This window comes from Pedobacter nanyangensis (assembly GCF_003313505.1).
In the GTDB taxonomy this organism is placed as follows: domain Bacteria; phylum Bacteroidota; class Bacteroidia; order Sphingobacteriales; family Sphingobacteriaceae; genus Pedobacter; species Pedobacter nanyangensis.
This window is the reverse complement of record NZ_QMHO01000009.1, coordinates 154,004-173,567: the sequence shown is the minus strand read 5'-3', so window position 1 is coordinate 173,567 and position 19,564 is coordinate 154,004. Positions and strand designations below refer to the sequence as shown.

The 19,564-nt window shown below is 41.3% G+C and carries 16 protein-coding genes; all 16 read left to right on the top strand.

Annotated elements, in window-relative coordinates; all coding sequences use genetic code 11:
• A partial coding sequence (locus DUT71_RS20395; protein ID WP_205313959.1) for a hypothetical protein occupies positions 1 to 185 on the top strand: 185 nt, incomplete at its 5' end.
• Positions 186 to 206: 21 nt separating this feature from the next.
• Positions 207 to 1,943, top strand: coding sequence for a RagB/SusD family nutrient uptake outer membrane protein (locus tag DUT71_RS14980; RefSeq protein ID WP_113663352.1), 1,737 nt, complete (start codon positions 207 to 209; stop codon positions 1,941 to 1,943).
• Between the two features lie 19 nt (positions 1,944 to 1,962).
• Positions 1,963 to 3,480, top strand: coding sequence for a calcineurin-like phosphoesterase C-terminal domain-containing protein (locus DUT71_RS14975; RefSeq protein WP_113663351.1), 1,518 nt, complete (start codon positions 1,963 to 1,965; stop codon positions 3,478 to 3,480).
• Positions 3,481 to 3,496: 16 nt separating this feature from the next.
• Positions 3,497 to 4,735 carry an MFS transporter gene (locus tag DUT71_RS14970; protein ID WP_113663350.1) on the top strand — a complete coding sequence of 413 codons (1,239 nt, stop codon included), beginning with the start codon at positions 3,497 to 3,499 and terminating at the stop codon, positions 4,733 to 4,735.
• Positions 4,732 to 5,952, top strand: a complete 1,221-nt coding sequence (locus DUT71_RS14965; RefSeq protein WP_113663349.1) for a DUF4380 domain-containing protein — start codon at positions 4,732 to 4,734, stop codon at positions 5,950 to 5,952. The genes DUT71_RS14970 and DUT71_RS14965 overlap by 4 nt, the downstream gene beginning before the upstream one ends.
• 5 nt (positions 5,953 to 5,957) lie before the next feature.
• Positions 5,958 to 6,710 (top strand): SDR family NAD(P)-dependent oxidoreductase, encoded by a 753-nt coding sequence (locus tag DUT71_RS14960; RefSeq protein WP_113663348.1) that lies wholly within the window; start codon positions 5,958 to 5,960, stop codon positions 6,708 to 6,710.
• Positions 6,711 to 6,712: 2 nt separating this feature from the next.
• Positions 6,713 to 7,444 carry an MBL fold metallo-hydrolase gene (locus tag DUT71_RS14955; protein ID WP_113663347.1) on the top strand — a complete coding sequence of 244 codons (732 nt, stop codon included), beginning with the start codon at positions 6,713 to 6,715 and terminating at the stop codon, positions 7,442 to 7,444.
• A 16-nt stretch (positions 7,445 to 7,460) separates the two neighbouring features.
• The gene (locus DUT71_RS14950) at positions 7,461 to 9,668 is read left to right on the top strand and encodes a DUF6259 domain-containing protein (protein WP_162796063.1); all 2,208 of its coding nucleotides are present in this window, start codon (positions 7,461 to 7,463) and stop codon (positions 9,666 to 9,668) included.
• A 1-nt stretch (position 9,669) separates the two neighbouring features.
• Positions 9,670 to 10,833, top strand: a complete 1,164-nt coding sequence (dgoD, locus tag DUT71_RS14945) for a galactonate dehydratase (RefSeq protein WP_113663345.1) — start codon at positions 9,670 to 9,672, stop codon at positions 10,831 to 10,833.
• A gap of 6 nt (positions 10,834 to 10,839) precedes the next feature.
• Positions 10,840 to 12,984, top strand: coding sequence for a beta-galactosidase (locus DUT71_RS14940; RefSeq protein ID WP_113663344.1), 2,145 nt, complete (start codon positions 10,840 to 10,842; stop codon positions 12,982 to 12,984).
• 6 nt (positions 12,985 to 12,990) lie between these two features.
• Entirely contained in the window at positions 12,991 to 13,725 is a 735-nt protein-coding gene (locus DUT71_RS14935; RefSeq protein ID WP_113663365.1) for a (Fe-S)-binding protein, read from the top strand.
• A gap of 11 nt (positions 13,726 to 13,736) precedes the next feature.
• Positions 13,737 to 15,107: a lactate utilization protein B gene (locus DUT71_RS14930; protein WP_113663343.1), complete on the top strand. Its 1,371-nt coding sequence runs from the start codon at positions 13,737 to 13,739 to the stop codon at positions 15,105 to 15,107.
• Between the two features lies 1 nt (position 15,108).
• Positions 15,109 to 15,705 carry a LutC/YkgG family protein gene (locus tag DUT71_RS14925; protein ID WP_113663342.1) on the top strand — a complete coding sequence of 199 codons (597 nt, stop codon included), beginning with the start codon at positions 15,109 to 15,111 and terminating at the stop codon, positions 15,703 to 15,705.
• 412 nt (positions 15,706 to 16,117) lie between these two features.
• Positions 16,118 to 18,277: a tetratricopeptide repeat-containing sensor histidine kinase gene (locus DUT71_RS14920; RefSeq protein ID WP_113663341.1), complete on the top strand. Its 2,160-nt coding sequence runs from the start codon at positions 16,118 to 16,120 to the stop codon at positions 18,275 to 18,277.
• Position 18,278: 1 nt separating this feature from the next.
• Positions 18,279 to 18,929, top strand: coding sequence for a response regulator transcription factor (locus DUT71_RS14915; RefSeq protein WP_113663340.1), 651 nt, complete (start codon positions 18,279 to 18,281; stop codon positions 18,927 to 18,929).
• An 86-nt stretch (positions 18,930 to 19,015) separates the two neighbouring features.
• Positions 19,016 to 19,543 (top strand): hypothetical protein, encoded by a 528-nt coding sequence (locus tag DUT71_RS14910; RefSeq protein ID WP_113663339.1) that lies wholly within the window; start codon positions 19,016 to 19,018, stop codon positions 19,541 to 19,543.
• The last annotated feature ends 21 nt before the right edge of the window (positions 19,544 to 19,564 follow it).

Here is a 19,564-nt window from a genome sequence, read left to right as displayed (position 1 = left end):
AAGTGGCCACTTTGAAGAAAAAAAAGGTGGCCACTTTTGGAATATCCCCCAGAGCTAGACTATACACCAACATAACAGACTATTTTACCTTCAGCAAGTATCCTAAAGGCTGGGATCCAGAGGTAAGCCGTACGGGCTACCCTATCACCAAATCAATCGTATTTGGGCTGTCAGTTAAATTATAATGATTATTAATTTTTAATGAAATGAAATTAAGATATTTAGTATCGATATTAGGGATATCAGCATTAACTTCCTGTACTAAGCTAGATTTACATCCCCTATCAGAGGCCTCTAATGAAACTTGGTATACCAACAAAGCTCAAATAGAAATGAGCCTAAATACATTGTTCTTACACCAATTTTGGCCAGTAGTAAAAACAGAAATACCAACAGCTACAGCAGCTTTTGATGAGCTGGCAGATGATTGGACCAATAGAACAACTTTACTCTCTTTTACCAACGGCACTTTCAATAGCCAAACGGCAATGGTTGGGGGCATTTGGTCTTACAGCTATAAGGCCATTAGTCGAGCCAACACCATATTGGCAAATATTGACAGGGCAAAAGCCAACCTTAGCGACCAAGATTATCGCAAATATATAGCTACTGCTCGATTTGTTAGGGCTTGTCAATATTCAAGAATCATTACACTTTTTGGAGATCCGGTATATTTTAATGAGGAACTAGAATTAGAGGAAGCCTTTAAAATGGGCAGAACAGCAAAGGCCGTGGCCCTACAGAAAGTATATGAAGATTTTGATTATGCCATCCAAAACCTTCCTGTTGATTTTAGTGGAAATGAGATACAAAGGGTGTCAAAAGGAGCGGCCTATGCAATGAAAGCAAGAATTGCTTTGTACATGGAAGATTGGGAAACCGCAAAAAATGCCGCCGATGAATGTATCAAGTTGCAGAAATATCGTTTATATCCCTCATACCCGGAACTTTTTTTGTCGAAAACAAAAAATTCAGTTGAATCTGTGTTTATCATTCCGCGTGCCGTGGAGCTAAGTGCCGATTTCAATGCCGCTTTAAGGGGAGGGAATATCACTGCCTACTTGCCAAGAACGGTAGGAGGAACCAGTACAGGTAATCCATCGTGGGATCTTTTCTGTTCCTATCTGTGCACAGATGGCAAACCTATTGATGAATCGCCTCTTTACAATCCACGTAAACCATTTTTAAACAGAGACCCTAGATGTACGGCAACTATTGCAGAGTTTGATAAGCCACATCTAGGTTTCACTTATTCGCCACATCCAGATTCTTCTAAAGTATGGAGCTATACCAGTGGGATCTATATCGCCAATAAAGACTCAAAAGCTGGCGATCAGTATGCTTCCTATAACGGACTGGTATTGAAAAAAGGTATAGATGGCGATTGGACCGATGATTTGCAGGCCGCACCAGATAAAATATTGATGCGATACGCAGATGTACTGCTCATGTATGCCGAAGCTAAAATTGAGCTTAATGACATTGATGCTTCTGTACTGGACGCCATTAACCAGGTAAGGGCAAGAGCCTATGGTGTAAATGTTTCGCAAACTTCAAGTTATCCGGCGGTTACCGTAACGGCACAAGCGGCGCTAAGGAAGCAGCTAAGAATGGAAAGAAGAATGGAAATGGCTTTCGAAGGATTGAGATATTTTGATATAAGACGTTGGAAACTGGCAGAAAAGGTAATGAATAGGCCCAATTATGGATTGTTGGCAGCTAATAGCGATTTGCGTACTAAATTGGTCGTACCTGGTTTATGGTTTTTTCCGGGCACTCCCGACATTGATGACGATGGCACACCAAATTTTGCTACAATGAACCAATCGTTAATAAGAAAGCTATCAACCAGGGTTTTTGATAAGAACAAGCACTATTTGTGGCCTATTCCTGCATCAGATATATTGATCAACCCTAATTTGAAGCAAAATCCTAATTATTAACCTATCAGCCGGAATAGTCATGATGAATACTTTAAAATTTAGCTTGCTGATACTTTTTTGCTGCGGCTTAACCGCCTGCTCTAAAAAGAAAGACCCAGTGGTTGAACCAACAAAGCCACTTCAAACAAATTTAGAGGGCATAGATCTTAAATTGGGAATGAACCTAGTTGGGATCATTACCGATGCAAAAACAAAGCAGCCTCTTAAGGGCGTTGCTGTAAGTGATGGTTACAGCGTAGTACAAACTGATGAAAAGGGCGTTTATCAGCTTAGCCGTTCCGCTAATGCCAGGTTTGTTCACTATGTTATTCCAGCTATAGCAAAAGTGCAGATGAAAGACGGCCTGCCCGATTTTTATGCGAAAATTGATAAGCAGCAAGCTATCTTTAGGCAAGATTTCGCTTTAGAGATGCTGGAAAACGGCATTGAAAAAGATTTCACGCTTTATGCCATTGCCGATCCACAGGTAAGAACTAACACAGATTTGGGACGTTTTCAAAAAGAGTCGATGGCAGATATCAACAACTCGGCAAAAACCCACAGCAACGTTTATGGATTGATGTTGGGCGATATCATCTATGATGCGCCTTCGTTACTGCAGCCCATGAAAACCTCAGTAAAATCAGACCATATCAAACTATTTCCGGTAATTGGCAACCACGATCATCTGCAGACCACCAATAACGACTTTGATGCAATAATGGGTTATGAGGACGTTTTTGGTCCGGTGAATTATTCTTTTGATAGGGGCAATGCGCATATTGTGGTGATGGATGATGTGTTGTACACCGGTCAGCAGAACTATACGGCAGGCTTTACAGAGCAGCAAATTAAATGGTTAAGGGACGATTTGAAATTTGTGGATAAAGAAAAGCTCTTGATTTTGGCGGTACATATTCCTTTACGTAATGGTAGCAGTGTAGCCAGGCTAAAAGATGCACAGGCACTGATGTCAGAATTTAAAGAAGTACACGTCATGTCGGGGCATACGCATTATAATGAAAATGTACTGGTTTCTGCCAATACCTATGAACACGTACATGCTGCTGCTTGTGGCGCTTGGTGGACAGGAACTATCAACGCCGATGGAACGCCAAATGGTTATGGTGTATATCAAATTTCCGATAAAACCATTAGCAATTGGTACTACAAGTCAACCAATTTCGATAAAAACTATCAGATAAGAATGTATCCTGCCTTTTCATTTGGCGATCTTTCTGGCTATGTTACTGCCAATATATGGAATGTAGACGATACATGGAAAGTGGAATTTTTTGAGAACGATGTAAAAACCGGAGATATGAGTAGAATGGAAGATTATGATAAAGCAGCTTATCAGTTTTTTAAAGGACTAGGCAAGACAGAACCAGCAACGCCAAACACTTCAACTACATGGTTTAGAAGACCAGACCATATTTTCCACTACAGACCGCAAAATGCCAGCGCAAAATACATGGTTAAAGCAACAGATCGGTTTGGAAATGTGTACCAGCAAACGCAGATGATTTCGGGTTTAAGCGCATTCCTAAACTATTAACCACCTAATATTAAAGATGAACACTAGCAAGAGATACAAGTGGGAAGTGCTTTTCCTTTTATGGATGGCATTTTTCCTAAATCAGGCAGATAGGCAGATATTCAACGTGGTATTGCCCTCTATCAAGGCCGACATGCACCTAACCGATGTAGAAATTGGATTGATAGCCACGGTATTTAATTTGGTATTTGCATTGTTTGTTCCCATTTCAGGTATTCTTGGAAATCGCTGGAGCAAGAAATGGATCATCGTTTTTAGTATCATTTTATGGAGTGGGGCAACCATGCTTACGGGGATTAGCACCACTTTGTTGATGTTCATCTTGTTTAGAAGTACGGCTACGGGACTGGGCGAAGCCATGTTTGGACCCGCAAACTATTCCCTGTTGGCGGGCTACCATAAAGAAACCAGGGCATTTGCCATGTCTGTTCACCAAACTGCTTACTATGTGGGTATTATTGCCAGTGGCTTTTTAGCTGGCTACATTGCCGAAAATTGGGGCTGGCGAAACGCATTCTATGTTTTTGGGGCTGTGGGGGTTGTGCATGGTATCTATATGATTTTTAGGTTGAAGGATAAACAGCCTGAACCAACAATCGAAGAAGAGAAACCTAAATTGACAGAAGCCATATTAATCCTGTTTAAAACCCCTACAGCACTCATTCTTACCATCGCTTTTAGCGGATTGATATTTGTTCTGGTGGGTTACCTTACTTGGACACCTACTTATCTTTATGAAAATTTTTCCCTATCACTTTCTAAAGCGGGTTTTATGTCGATGTTTTTTACACACATTGCCGCTTTTACGGGCATTTTCTTTGCCGGGAAATTTTCTGATAAACTGGCCCAACAATATCCGCAGAAAAGAATGTTGCTACAGGCAATAGGTTTGTTGGCCGCTATACCGTTCATTTTGTTGGTGGGACAGTCTACCAACTTGCTGCCCGTTTACATCGGTTTAGCAGGTTTTGGTTTTGCAAGGGCATTTTTCGATGCCAATACCTACTCCGTGCTATTCGATGTCATTCCAGAAAAGTACCATTCTTCAGCTTCGGGTATGATGCAGATGATCGGATTTTCCGTAGGCTCGCTGTCACCTCTGGTGCTGGGCTATTTAAAGCCGCACATAGGTTTGGCTTCGGGTATTTCTCTGCTGTCGGTAGTTTGGTTGATTTGCGCTATTATATTGTTTGTAGGATACCGCAGGTTTTATAAAAAGGATTTCGAAAAATTACAATTAACACTGAAAAAATGAGTTTTCGAGATTATTTCAAGGTAGTAGAAGGTGGCAATAAATGGCTTCAGGTTCAGTTTGTGCCCGAAATTGGCGGAAGGATCATGCAAATCAGCCTAGATAGCTATTCATTCTTGTTCAATAATCCATCAAATATCATTGCCGAAAACTATAGCGATAAAGCAGCTGAGGGACAATGGATTAACTATGGCGGTGAAAAGCTTTGGCCTGCCCCACAAGGATGGGGTAATAAAACGCTTTGGCCGGGTCCGCCAGATGTGGTTTTGGATGGAGGCATATTTACCTTAGAGAAAAATGGGAATGAGTTTTATCTGGAAAGTGAGATAGACACCTACACGGGGCTACAGGTTTCAAGAACAGTAGCTATCAATGATCGTAGCACGATTATTCAGGTAGATTGTGTATTTGAGAATAAAAGCGAGGAAGTGAAACAATGGGCCATTTGGCCAGTAGCTCAGTTGCATGCCGAAAATTTTGAAGATAAATCTTACGAACTTGTTTTGCCATTGGCAGAAAAAAGTACTTATCCAGCAGGGTTTCAAGTAATGCACGGGCTAGTTAACAACCCGCAAATAAGAATAGAAAATAAACACCTGAAACTCAATTTCCAATACCTGATTGGAAAGATCGCTGCCGATAGCGACCAGGGATGGGTAGCTTATTTGAACAAGGAAAATGGAAAGATATATGTCAATTTTTTTGAAACGGAATTAGGCCAATCCTATCCATATCACTCAACCGTACAGATATGGACACAGGGCCGGGGAATGATTTACTCTAGGAACACCATCAAAGAGTTTCCAAACGACACCAACCAAAATCCACCTTATCTTGAAATTGAACTCTTATCACCTCTAAAACCTATCCAACCTCGGCAAAAAGCTACTTTCTCATACCAAATTGGGGTGTCTACCATCGCTTTGGGAGACGCCATTCAACAGATCAATAAGGATAAGATTACTTGCTTGCCGCTTACTGTTTCAAGTAAAGAAGGCTTTCTGATAGTAACAGCCTCGTATGGTTTTTTTGAGGAGAAAACCATGGAATTGAATATTGAAGAAACGAGAAATAGCAAAAAGCATTATCGTGAGCAGTTTAAAGCTGATCCTAATAATCCTTTAAAAATAGATCTAAAAATTGATATAGGGACACTTGAATTAAGTGACCTATCGGTAACACTAACAGAAACAAAAGAAAGCAATAAGAAGGCTGATTAAAATATATGTACGAATTTAAAGGTAAAATCGCACTCGTTACGGGTGCATCGCAAGGGCTTGGTAAAGGCATTGCTATAGCGTTGGCCAAAAAAGGGGCAACTATTATAGGCAATTATATTGGCGATGACAAAGTTGCAGAGGAAACACTAAACGAACTGAAAGGACTAGACGTAGAGGCTATTATGATTAACGCCGACGTAAGCAGGGAGGCTGAGGTAGATAGGCTGTTCAAAGAAATTACAGGTCGCTATGGCAAGCTCGATATTCTCATCAATAATGCAGGTACCTCGCAGGCTAAAGACATTTTTGAGCTGGATTTTGAAGAATGGAACCACATGATTGAGGTTAATTTGGGCAGTGGGTTTCTTTGCTCAAAAAAGGCAATGCAAATTTTTAAGACGCAAAAATCGGGCAGGATTGTGTTTGTTTCTTCTTTGGTTGCCCAACAAGGTGCATTGTACGGCCACGCACATTACGCAGCGTCTAAAAGTGGCCAGCTGGGCTTAATGAAAACTTTGGCCAGAACGGGCGTGCCATATCATGTGACTGTTAATGCCGTTGCCCCGGGCATTATCCATACCGAGTTGCTAGAGAAAATACATGGTAAAGCAGGGGTAGAGGAATTGGCGAAAACCGTTCCCTTAGGCTTAGGCTCGGTTGATGATGTGGGCAATGTAGTTGCTTTCTTGTGTGCCGATGAATCTAAATACTTAACGGGAGTTACCATTGACATCAATGGTGGAATGTATATCAGATAGTGATGGGAAAAATGGAAACCTTAAAAGTAATTTGGTTAGGACAGGGTGGCTTTTTGTTCGAATTTGATGGGACAAAGGTGGTTGTAGATCCATATTTGTCAAATAGTTTGGCTGCAAGAGGGATAGAGCGAATGATAGCAATTCCAATTGCTCCAGAAGAATTACAGCCAGATTATGTGCTGTTCACCCACGACCATGCCGATCATTTCGACGAAGAAACAGTGACCGCATTGACGAACCAATATCCAACGTGCAAATTTATAGGGCCAAGCAGTGTAGCAGAACACTACGTTAAGTTAGGTTTTGATCCGAAGCAGTTTCAGGTACTAAATAAAGGCGAAGTATTTTATTCACGCACTTTTAGCGTAAATGCCGTACCCGCTTTTCATACCGATGCATACTCCACTGGTTTTGTTTTCAGTTATCAAAAACATCAGATCTATATTTCTGGTGATACCTTGTTAGATCCTGAACTCATTCCCCTGCTAAAAAAGGAGATGCCAGAAAACCTGTCTTTAATGATGATTTGCATCAACGGAAAATTGGGGAATATGACTGATGTAGAAGCCGTTGAGGTAGTGAAAGCATTAAGTCCAAAAACTGTTGTGCCTATGCACTACGGCATGTTCGAATCGAATACCGTAGCGCCTGATTTTTTCTATCAATCTACCACAGAACTTGGCTTACAGTGCGAGCTGATGAAGCCCGGAACTGCTAAAATATTTAATCTATAATTTAAAATATCACTTTATGAGATTTGCAACAATACTGCTATTACTGATGGGTTCGTTTTCCGGTTTTGCCCAACAGGACAGCCACTCGTTAAATACTTCCTCGGGTAAGCTTAGCTATGCAAAAGGAAAAATCCAACTGAACTTTAACAATGGTTTGCCGGCCACTTCTCCGTCAGATTTGAAATGGAAACTAAAACTGGAAGACCCAGAACAAAATTTCGACACCATCTTGCTGCAAAGCTCAGGACAAGCCCCTACCATTAAAAAAATAGCAGGAGGTTTTATGGTTTGCTATACGCAATTGAAAAAAGCATCCCAAAGCTACCAAATAGCACTTGATATTATTTTCACTACCGAAGGCCAAAAATTTAACCTGTCATCTAAAATACGCAATAACGAAAAAAAACTGGTAGTGGTAGAATTTGACGGCCCTATTTTAAGTGGTATAAACTTAAAAATGGAAGATTATAACCTGATAATGCCCAACGGTGTAGGCCAAGAATTTGTGGCCACGCCAACAGCTAAAATAGCTGCCAGGAAAGTGAGTTTTAAAGGGGGCTTATCATGGATTTCGAACAAGGCTAAGGGGAGCTATGGATTAACGGCACATTATCCATCTCGATTTGCAACTATGCAATGGTGTGCCTTTAAAGGGAAAAATGGCGGAGTTTACTTGGGGAGCCACGATGTTAAGCACGGTTCGAAAATATTCAACGTAAATTATATGGAGGGGCAAAAACAATACGATTTTTCTTTCAGTCATCAGGTTGCTATTCATCCCCAAGGCCAATATGATTTTCCTGCAATGGTTATTTATCCCTTTAAAGGGAGTTGGCACCAGGCAGCAGATGTTTATCGCAAGTGGTTTGATACTTCAATACCTTTGGTAGAAGTGCCAACTTGGGCAAAAAACGCTTCGGGTTGGATGTTGACCATCCTTAAACAGCAAAACAATGAAGTAATGTGGGACTATCCGGCACTAAATGAAATGAACAAACTTTCTGTAGAAAGAGGGCTAGATATCATTGGTTTGTATGGCTGGGCACATGGAGGTCACGATCGCTTTTATCCAGATTATTATCCCGATACTTTAATGGGTGGACACAAAGCACTGGTTAAAGCCTTAGCTGATATCAAAAAGGCGGGTAAACGTTCCATTATTTATGTTAACGGCCAGCTAATGGACCAAAATGGAACCAACTATTGGGATTCTATCGGTAAATCCATCAACATTGTTAAAAAAGATAAGCAGTTAGATTACCAAAAATGGCATAAATATAAAGATGCACCAGCAAGATTTCATGGTTTGGCTTGCTTAAGTGCCGATTTGTGGTACCAGCGGATGCTCCAATTGGCGAAAGAAGCTAATGATTATGGCGCAGATGGTATCATCTACGATCAGCTTGCAGTAACAGCACCCAAATACTGCTATGCTACCAATCATAACCATAAAACACCAGAGGTGATGTACACTGGCGATAGATATGCTTTTTTAAGAAAAATTGCTACAACCATGAAAACCATTAACCCAGATTTTATCGTGATGACTGAAGGACTAAGTGATGTGGTACTCAATGCTGTTGCTTGGTTTCATGGGTACGAAAATGGCGTTTATGTGCCTACACAAAAGGAAATTGAAGATAAGTATGGGAAAACGGCCTACAGTTCGGTATATCCAGAGATGTTCAAGTACACCTTTCCAGAAATGCTGACTACTACCCGAAATCCTTCTCCGGTAAACAACAGGCTTATTTTGAACTATGCTACCGTTTATGGTTTCCGTCAGGAGCTGGAATCAAGATATGCTGCAGATGTGCGTTATTTAAAAGAAAACCGCATTCCGGAACCCGAAGATTATGCAAATGTTATCAGCAAGCCCGATTTGGAACTGGTAACTTCTCAAGATCCAATCGCGATGAAAGCCTATACCAAAGCAATTATAGATTTTCAGCGTGAAAATGCCGACTTACTATGGCACGGCAAATACATAGATGGAAAGAAATTTGATTTTACCGGCACTCAGTTAGTAGCAAAAGCATTTGAGAATGGGAACAGATTGGGCGTACTAATTTGGAACTATGGTGCTAAGGCACAATCGTTTATCTTGAATGTTCCGGGTTACGTACTCGAAACCGTAACAGCGCCGGGCAAAGCCGCAGTGGCGGTAAATGAACCGTTGGCAGCCGAAAGTATCCGATTAATGACATGGAAAAAAGTACCATAAGATGAAGATCACAGGAATTAAAACATTTATTTGCCATTCGTATAGAACCAATTGGGTTTTTGTAAAAGTACTTACCGATGCTGGAATTTACGGAATAGGCGAATCTACCCTAGAAATGAGGGAACTTACCGTGGAAACGGCCATAAAAGAATTGGAGCGATACCTTATTGGCAGAGATCCGCATGATATAGAAGCCATTGTGCACGATATTTACAGAGATGCTTATTGGAGAGGTGGCGTAGTATTGATGAGTGCCCTTGCAGGGGTAGAAATGGCACTTTGGGACATTAAAGGCAAGCATTTTGGCGTACCGGTATATCAGTTGCTGGGCGGTAAGGTAAGAACTTCGGTACCTTGCTATGCGAACGGATGGTTTGCCGGCGCAAAACAACCAGAAGAATTTGCTGAAAAGGCAAAAATAGCGGTTAAAGCCGGCTTTAAAGCACTTAAATGGGACCCTTTTGGTAAAGAATATATGAATATCGATCCTAAAGCCTTAAAAGAAGCCTTGGATTGCATCCGAGCAGTAAAAGATGCGGTAGGAAATCAGGTTCATTTAATTATAGAGGGACATGGCAGGTTCAATGTACCCACTGCTGTAAAAATAGGAAATGCCCTTGCCGAATTTGATATTTTATGGTTCGAGGAACCCATCCCACCAGATGATAAAGCCGGAATTGCCTGGGTTCGTAAAAAAATCAGTACGCCAGTTTCGGGTGGCGAAAGATTGTACAGCAAGTACGATTTTGTAGATTATTTGAGGATGGAATGTGCCGATTACTGGCAGCCAGATGTCTCCCACGCCGGTGGAATGATGGAACTCAAAAAAATCGCATCGATGGCCGAGGCACATCATATCCCAATTTGTCCGCATAATCCAAGTGGGCCAATAGCAAATGCTGCAACCTTGCAGCTGGCGGCCTGTATTCCAAACTTCTATCTGTTAGAAACCATGTCTAACGATATTCCTTACAGAAACGAAATCAGTACAGAAAAAGTCGTTTTTGAAAATGGAGAAATGTTAATTGGCAATGCGCCCGGCTTAGGTATTGATATCCATGAAGAAGCCATTTTGAAATACCCTTACCAGGCCAGAAATCTTCGGCATTACCAAGGAAATTTAACAGACATCAGACCAGCAGACCAAACTCAGTACTTTAAATAATATGTTATGAACCATTTCCGTTTTTTATTTATTGCCGTTTTGGGCTTAATGCTTGTTGCTTTTAAGTTTAAAGAAGAGCCCCACATCTACTTTTTCAAGGGCACCGACAGGTCTATTAATTCAATTGTAGCACTACAAAATAGCATCGTAAAGTTACAAGGAAACGCACTCAATGTGCAAACAAAGCAGGAAGAAGAAGCTCCCGGAATCCAAATTAAAGGAAACTGGGATCTGTCTAAATGCAATCAGCTTGTACTTGAAATTACCAATCATGATTTGTTGGGAGATTTGCCATTGACCGTAGTATTGGAAAATAAAGGAGCAAGTATGGGCAAAAGGCGGGGAGTATTTTTAGAGCGAATATATATAGCCCCTAACCAAACTAATAAAGTGAGTATTGCACTTCCGAATGATTTTTCTAAAGCGATAGATGAACAGTTGGTGGGAATGCGGATGACACCTTTTACCAAATGGGGGCTAATTGCTAACATAGATTTGAAGGAAGTCGTTTCGCTATCGGTGTATGTCAATAAACCTCGGTACAACTGGAACTGGAGTGTCAATTATATCAAAGCCGAAGTTGGAGAAAAACAAGCTAATCCTGCTTGGATGAGTTTGCAAGAAAAAGATTTTTTCCCTTTTATAGACCAGTACGGTCAATTCAAGTACCAAGAATGGCCCGGGAAGATACACAACGACCAGGAGCTTAAAGACCAAGGGCAAAAAGAATTTGCAGATTTAGAAAAATACCCTGGCCCAATCGAAAGGTCAAAATTTGGCGGCTGGAAAAGTGGTCCAAAATTAAAGGCTACGGGTTCCTTTCGCGTAGAAAAAATAGATGGTAAATGGTGGATGGTAGATCCAGAAGGCTACCTGTTTTGGTCGCATGGTGTGGTTAGGGTAACACCACATGCCGGAATTACGCCTTTGGATGGTAGGAAACATTACTTTTCTGGTTTGCCCAAAAAAGATGACGCCTTTGCTGAATTTTATACCACTCACGACGAATTGCTGAAGCCCTATTACACCGCCAGAAATATTGACAGTACCTATGATTTCTCAGCGGCCAATATCAAACGTAAATATGGTGAGCATTGGCGTGAAATTTATGCAGATTTGGCGCATCAGCGCTTAAAAAGCTGGGGACTGAACACTATTGCCAATAGCTCGGATAAGCAGATTTTTATGCAGCGTAAAACGGTTTACACTGATAGAATTGAGTTGAAATCGCCTTATATCGAAGGTAGTAAAGGAATGTGGTGGAAGTTTAACGATCCTTTTGATCCACAATTTACCATCCACTTCAGAAAGCAACTGTTGGAAAGGGAGAAGGAATTGAACGACCCATGGTGTTTAGGTTTTTTTGTAGATAACGAAATCAACTGGGGAGAAGAAGCCACTTTGGCCGAATGGACTTTACAGTCGCCAGCTACACAGGCGGCAAAAATAGCTTTTGTAAAAACACTTAAAACCAAATACAAAACCATACAGCAATTAAATACCGTTTGGAAAACTAATTTTAAAGATTGGCAGTTGCTATTGGAAAGTAGAGAAAAAGCTCCTTTAGGTTCAAAAGTAGATTGCATTGCCTTTAGCAAAGCAATAACCGAAGAATATTTCAAAAAAGTAAGAACCGAGTTTAAAAAAGTGGCACCAAATAAACTTTATCTGGGCTGTCGCTTTGCAAGGTCGAATATTAATGCGGTTACCATAGGCGCTAAATATTGCGATGTGATGAGCTATAACATTTACGCACAAACACTCGATAATTTTAAACTGCCAAACAATCTGGATAAGCCCGTGTTAATTGGCGAATTCCATTTTGGAGCTTTGGATAGAGGGCTTTTTCATCCCAGTTTAATCAAAACTAAAAATCAAGAAGAACGAGGACAGGCCTACTTCAACTATGTGAAATCGGCTTTAAGGCATCCAAGTATCATTGGCACACATTGGCACCAATTTGCAGACCAAGCTACTACTGGCAGGTTTGATGGCGAGAATTTTCAAGTTGGGATGGTGGATATCTGTGATACCCCATATTGGGAAACCATCGCAAAAATAAGGGAAATTGGTTATCGTTTGTATGAAACAAGACAGGGTAAAACAACGCAAAAGAACAAATCGCCGTACACTGATTATATCGATTACTAAATGATGATGACCGTAGGATTATTTGTTCCCTGCTATGTAGATCAGTTTTACCCCAAGGCGGCCATAGCAACATTAGAATTGCTAGAAAAACTAGGGGTGAAAGTAAATTTCCCCGAAAGGCAAACCTGCTGCGGCCAGCCGATGGCAAATTCGGGCTTTGCCCATTTAACGCAAGCTTGCGATGAACTGTTTACTGAAAACTTTGCTGATTTCGATTATATCATTTGCCCATCTGGAAGTTGTGCACTGCACCTGAAAGATCATTTGCACTCATCAAAGTATCCAGAGAAAGCAAAACAAATACAGGCGAAGATATACGAGCTAGTAGAGTTTTTAGTAGACATATTGAAAGTACAGGACTTGAAAGCGAGGTTTCCGCATAAGGTAGGTTTGCATCAAAGTTGCCACGGTTTGAGAGGGTTGAAATTAGCGCAAATGAGCGAATTGGTAGCGCCAGCATTTTCCAAACCTTTACAGCTACTGCATATGGTAGAAGCGCTAGAAATGGTTACACTTTCTCGCAAAGACGAATGTTGCGGCTTTGGCGGTACATTTTGTGTTACAGAAGAAGCCGTTTCTGTAAAAATGGGGAAGGATAGGGTTGCAGATCATATTGCCAACGGAGCTACATACATTACCGGAGTTGATTTGTCTTGTCTCATGCACATGGAGGGGATATTAAAAAGACAGGGAAGTGGAGTGCAGGTCATTCATATCGCAGAAATTTTAAATGCCAGTTAATTAGATAATCAATGAAAGATCATTCTGAGCTGTCGGCCATTTTCAATGCTGATGAACAGCGGGTAAATTGGCACGATGAAACCCTTTGGTGGATACGTCAAAAGCGTGATAAAGCTGTAAATACATTACCAGAATGGGAGCTGTTACGAGAAAATGCTTCGCAGATTAAGCAGCATACACTCTCTAATTTGAGTGCATACCTAGAACAGTTTGAGGCAAAAGCGCTAGCCAATGGCGTAAAGGTACATTGGGCTGCCAATGCTGCCGAACATAATGAGATTGTTTTGTCAATTTTAAAGGGAAATGGCATTAACCGAATGGTAAAAAGTAAGTCGATGCTTACAGAAGAATGCCATTTGAATACTTTTTTGGAAAATAATGGAATTGAGGTCATCGATTCGGATTTGGGAGAAAGGATTGTGCAGTTGGCAAAGGAACCGCCAAGTCACATTGTCTTGCCTTGTATCCATAAAAAGAAAGAAGAAATAGGGGAACTGTTTCATGAACATTTGGATACGCCTGCTGGTGAGGCAGACCCCCAAGTATTGACCGAAGCCGCTAGGCAAGATTTGAGGAATGTTTTTTTGACTAGAAGGGCAGCTCTAACGGGAGTTAATTTTGCCGTAGCCGAAACTGGAGAGATCATGATTTGCACTAATGAGGGCAATGCAGATATGGGAGCGCACTTGGCAGATATTCACCTTGCATCAATGGGTATCGAAAAAATTATTCCCCAGCGCAGGCATTTGGGAATTTTTTTGAGGTTGTTGGCTCGCAGTGCAACCGGACAGCCTATTACGACATATTCCAGCCATTTCAGGACTCCCCGTTTGGGCCAGCAAATGCACATCATATTGGTTGATAATGGTAGGAGCCAGCAATTGGGGAGGGATCATTTTAGGAACGCTCTAAAATGTATTCGATGCGGAGCCTGTATGAACACTTGTCCCGTTTATAGAAAAAGTGGAGGCCATAGCTACCAATACACTATTTCGGGGCCCATAGGCTCTATTCTGGCGCCCAATCTGGATATGAAAAAACATGCGGATTTGCCTTTTGCTTCCACTTTATGTGGTTCTTGCACTAATGTTTGCCCGGTTAAAATTGATATTCATAACCAGCTTTATCAATGGCGACAGGAATTGGTTGGCGCAGGTTATGTAGATGCGAAGAAAAAATGGGCAATGAAAGCAATGAGCTTTTTGTTCGCCCATCCATCTTTATTTGCTTGGGTAGGTAAAGTAGGACGCAGATTGATGATGATTGGCCCATATCTTTTTAACAATAAATTGAACCCTTGGTATCATCAAAGAGAAATGCCAAGAGCAGCCAAACAATCTTTTAGGGAGTGGTACAAACAAAGAGCAAAAAATAACGGATAATATGGTTACGAGTAAAGCACGCATATTAAGAGCAGTAAAGGCAAATCAGCCTAATTTTATATCATTTGTTGATATCAATATCCCTCAGTCAGCAGAAGATCTTCCAAACAAATTTGCATTGGCACTTGGTAATGTAGGTGGGAAGTTTGTAGAGCTAGATCACCTGCAAGAAGTTCAAAGTTATATCAATGAGAATTTTGGGCAGGGAGGTCGTGTTTTATCCAGTCTAGCCGAATTGTCAAAATTAGAAGGTTTAAACGTTATTGATACCAATCCACACCATTTAGCCAATGTATCGCTGGCAGTGCTAAGCGCTGATATTGCAGTTGCAGAAAATGGTGCCTGTTGGTTGCCAGAGCGAAATATCTTGCAGCGGGTATTGCCATTTATTGCCCAACACCTAATTATATTGGTTTCGGTAAAAGCCTTTGTTGCCACGATGCATCAGGCTTATGAAACAATTGGACAGGATGCATATGGTTATGGTGTTTTTGTAGCAGGGCCCTCAAAAACAGCTGATATAGAACAGTCGCTAGTTTTGGGGGCACATGGCCCAAGATCAATGACCGTATGTTTGATTAACGAATGGAGTGCTTAAATAATTGTTGTGTAATAATAAGGATGTCGGGTTCTTTTACTTGTTGCATAACACGTCAACTTAATGGTTAATCTTAGCATTATCATTTTGTTGATAATCTCTCTTGGCAAGTGCTGGGAGGGATTTTTTGTTGCCTGAGTGGCTTAGGGCATATTTTGCCTGGCATTTGATAGACTAAAAATAAATACTTACATAAGAAAATGATGAATAGAAATGAATACCTAGGTATAAGTAAATGCAGTTTGGCCGAATGGCCGCTCCGGTTTTCATAATAGGAAAGGCCCTATTGGCATACATAAATGTCAAACTATTCAGCAACTCGCTTATGAAAATCAGAGCGCAACTTTGTTGAACGTAACTTGTACACTGAAAACTAAATATCATTTGCCTATCTTAGCTTGAACATAAATTAATGGACAGTATCTCAATGCGTGTTATTTTCAAGCTTGTCTTGTTCCTGAACCTAATACCTTCGTATACGCTCAAGGCACAGTTGCAATCAAAACATAAAGTCAGCACCCTTTCTGTACAAAAGCTAAGCGAACGAGACTCGGTGATGTTTGCCGGTAATTATGCCGAAGCCGTAAAGCTCGGTACCCAGTTACAAGCCAATACCGTCGGCAAGTATCGCGAACTAATCAAATTGACGCAGGGCCGGGAAGATAGCTTTTCGAAAAAGATCCGTTTTGATGCGCTGAACAACATTGCATCCTACTATTGGAAAACGGGCAACTACAATGAGGCCAAGGCCGTTTACAAGGAGGCCATGGCTGAGGCTGAGCTTCAGGGCGATGATAAAAAAAAAGCGATCGTGATGCTCGGGCAGGCGGTAGTTGCAGATTATCAATCAGATTTTGAAACCTCAATCAAATATAATCTGGCAGCGCTGAACTTTTTTGAAAATGTAAATGAGGCTAGGGGTATTTACATCGTGCTGGGTAATCTGGGAAATACGTATATCCGATTGAGGCAGTTTGCGAAGGCTGTAAATGTATTGGAAAAAGGTATTTCGCTCGCCAATACGAATAAGGATGTTTTAGCACAGGCAAATATAACCTCTAGCTTGGCCAGAGCCTACAAGGGGCTTGGCAATAAAGAAAAGGAACTGGAGTTGAAACAAAAGGCTTTCGGTATTTTCAGAAATGCGGGCCATCATCAAGGTATGGCCACCGTAGGCATTAACCTTGGCGTGTTCTACGCAGACAAATCCCAAATCGATAGTGCCAAGAAGTATTATTACATTGCCTTGAAAAGTGCCAGAAAAATCAACAACAAAGGCAATATCGCGTTGTTGTTCAACAATATGGCATCGATGTATATCAAGATCGATCATTTGGACAGTGCCATATACTTTACCGATTCTGCCGATGTGTATGCCAAGCGTAGTGGCGATAGATTGGCGCAAGCAGATGCCTTTGCGAATAGAGCTGATATCTACCGCATGCAGCGTAAGCATCAATTGGCAGAGAATTTTTTTAATGAATATGTAAAATTGAAGGATTCGATCTATGATGAGAAAATGCGGGACAAAGTATCTGAAATGGAGGTTAGATATGAAACTGCCAAAAAGGAAGACCAGATTGCGATATTGAGCAAAGACAACAGTATCAAGCAATTGGAACTACAGCGCAGTAGCTTAGAAATTGAAAAAAGCCAATCGCTAATTGATCATCAGCACCAAACACTTTTAATTAACCAATTACGGTTAAAAAACAGTGCTCAGCAGCTGAGGAACCAGCAGCTAGATGCCAAACAAAAGCAGCAAAACATCAAGACGTTGGAAGAGCGGTCAAAAATACAACAACTGGAAATTGCAAACAGGAATTTGGCTGTACGTCAGCGCAATTATGCCATCTTGGGGATTTTGTTTACCTGCATAGCAATAGGGCTGTTTTCATTTTCCTATTATAAACGACAGAAACTACGACAAGAAAACATCTTGCAGGCCGAAATTTTTAGACAGCAGGAGCTGGCCACTAGGGCCGTTTTCGAGGGCGAACAACAGGAACGTATCCGGATTGCCAGAGACCTCCACGACAGCATAGGGCAGATGTTGTCGGTGGTGAAAATGAACGTTTCGTCTGTTGTAGAGGCCAATAACCCGACATTGCAACTTGTAGATAGGACCATTACCGAAGTGCGCCATATCTCTCATAATCTGATACCTCAACAGCTTAATTTTGGCTTGTTCAATGCCTTGGAAGAGCTATGTGATGGCATCGCATCTGCAGGTGTAACAAAGGTGATCTTTGAAGTGCCGGTTGAAGCCAGAGAAGTGAGCTTAAGTCAGCAGCAGGAACTTTCCATCTATCGTATTGTTCAAGAAGTGTTGGGCAACATGGTAAAGCACGCCAAGGCCACGGAAATAACACTCAAAGTTTTCAGGACCTTTTCTGATATGGTTATCTTTATGGGCGATGATGGAACGGGGTTTGATACCGTAAAAATTAGCGAAAGTACAGGTTTGGGATGGAAGAATATCACCACCAGGGTTCGTATCTTGGGCGGTAGGATGGAAGTGCAGGCCAAACCAATGATGGGCACGAGAATAGAAATTGTTATACCTGTTTAGCATGAAAAACACCACCGTAAACATTATCATTGCTGATGACCATCAGATGGTGATTGATGGCATAAAAAGCATGTTGGGCAACAGCCAAGCATACCGCATCGTCGCCGAAGCCACTAATGGACAGGCCGCTTTAGATTCGATCTCCGCCGCACCTGAAAACATCCAGCTGTTGATTACAGATATCAGTATGCCCTTATTATCAGGTACTGAATTATGTAAAATGGTAAAAACACAGTTTCCACATATTCAGGTGCTGGTATTATCTATGTACAATAATGCTACTGCGGTAAAGGAAGCGGTAATGGCAGAGGCCGATGGCTATATTTTAAAAAATGCCGGCAAGGACGAACTGCTGAACGCGCTACATCGCATTACCAATGGCGGCACGTTTTTTTCACAAGACATTGTGCCCATTATCTATAACCAATACCAAAAACAGAAACAGGATGACCAAGCATTAGCCCAACTATCGCCACGCGAAAAAGAAGTGCTAGTGCTTATCGTTAACGAATTGACTAGTGAAGAAATTGCCGAAAAACTTTTCATCAGCAAGAAAACCGTAGATCATCATCGACAACACCTTTTTGCGAAATGTAAGTGTAAAAGTACGGTTGGCCTGGTCAAATATGCCATCAAACATGGTCTACAATAGGTATATGTACCTATAAGATTTAGCATCTTCACCGATTGTTAGCCTAAAAAAGGTTGAGGAAATTTGGAAGATTAAAATTAATAATCATGAAAAATTTCTTATGTGTTGCCATGATGGCGAGCTGCTTGTACTTTTTGGGTTGTAAAAAGGATGGCGGAACCAAACAAGATGTTACGGGTGCAAAGGTTAATGCCGAACGTTACGGTGTTGATGGCGCAGCTTCGGGCAAGTTTACCTCTACTAAAGCGGGCATAGTTCAAACTACAGTGGCAGGCATAAGCTCGTTTACTATTACTGCCATTAAAGATGGCAGCAACGAATGTATCACCGCAGTAGTACTCCACAAAATTACTGGGCCAGAGCGCATCAATCTCATCTATAACAATGCGGAAGGGTCTGGTATCACCTATTCCAAAGATTATACCAAGCCATCAGATGCCAATCTTAACTACAAAACCACAAATGGCAATGCAACAACAAAAGGGGGAGGCGAGCTTAACATCACCAAGTTTGATGGTAAAAATGTAGAAGGAACGTTTTATTTCGTTGCGGTTAACGGGAGCGGAAAAGAAGCCTGGGCAGAACAGGGCAGCTTCAGTGGTACAATCAAATAGTTGGTCACGTTAAATCATTTT

What these genes read in the sequence shown, in the direction of transcription:
- DUT71_RS14930 (WP_113663343.1), top strand. Translation starts at nt 13,737, where the DNA reads ATGAAAGATCATTCTGAGCTGTCGGCCATTTTCAATGCTGATGAACAG.
- DUT71_RS14920 (WP_113663341.1), top strand. Translation starts at nt 16,118, where the DNA reads ATGGACAGTATCTCAATGCGTGTTATTTTCAAGCTTGTCTTGTTCCTG.
- DUT71_RS14915 (WP_113663340.1), top strand. Translation starts at nt 18,279, where the DNA reads ATGAAAAACACCACCGTAAACATTATCATTGCTGATGACCATCAGATG.
- dgoD (WP_113663345.1), top strand. Translation starts at nt 9,670, where the DNA reads ATGAAGATCACAGGAATTAAAACATTTATTTGCCATTCGTATAGAACC.
- DUT71_RS14975 (WP_113663351.1), top strand. Translation starts at nt 1,963, where the DNA reads ATGATGAATACTTTAAAATTTAGCTTGCTGATACTTTTTTGCTGCGGC.
- DUT71_RS14910 (WP_113663339.1), top strand. Translation starts at nt 19,016, where the DNA reads ATGAAAAATTTCTTATGTGTTGCCATGATGGCGAGCTGCTTGTACTTT.
- DUT71_RS14965 (WP_113663349.1), top strand. Translation starts at nt 4,732, where the DNA reads ATGAGTTTTCGAGATTATTTCAAGGTAGTAGAAGGTGGCAATAAATGG.
- DUT71_RS14940 (WP_113663344.1), top strand. Translation starts at nt 10,840, where the DNA reads ATGAACCATTTCCGTTTTTTATTTATTGCCGTTTTGGGCTTAATGCTT.
- DUT71_RS14950 (WP_162796063.1), top strand. Translation starts at nt 7,461, where the DNA reads ATGAGATTTGCAACAATACTGCTATTACTGATGGGTTCGTTTTCCGGT.
- DUT71_RS14935 (WP_113663365.1), top strand. Translation starts at nt 12,991, where the DNA reads ATGACCGTAGGATTATTTGTTCCCTGCTATGTAGATCAGTTTTACCCC.
- DUT71_RS14980 (WP_113663352.1), top strand. Translation starts at nt 207, where the DNA reads ATGAAATTAAGATATTTAGTATCGATATTAGGGATATCAGCATTAACT.
- DUT71_RS14925 (WP_113663342.1), top strand. Translation starts at nt 15,109, where the DNA reads ATGGTTACGAGTAAAGCACGCATATTAAGAGCAGTAAAGGCAAATCAG.
- DUT71_RS14960 (WP_113663348.1), top strand. Translation starts at nt 5,958, where the DNA reads ATGTACGAATTTAAAGGTAAAATCGCACTCGTTACGGGTGCATCGCAA.
- DUT71_RS14970 (WP_113663350.1), top strand. Translation starts at nt 3,497, where the DNA reads ATGAACACTAGCAAGAGATACAAGTGGGAAGTGCTTTTCCTTTTATGG.
- DUT71_RS14955 (WP_113663347.1), top strand. Translation starts at nt 6,713, where the DNA reads ATGGGAAAAATGGAAACCTTAAAAGTAATTTGGTTAGGACAGGGTGGC.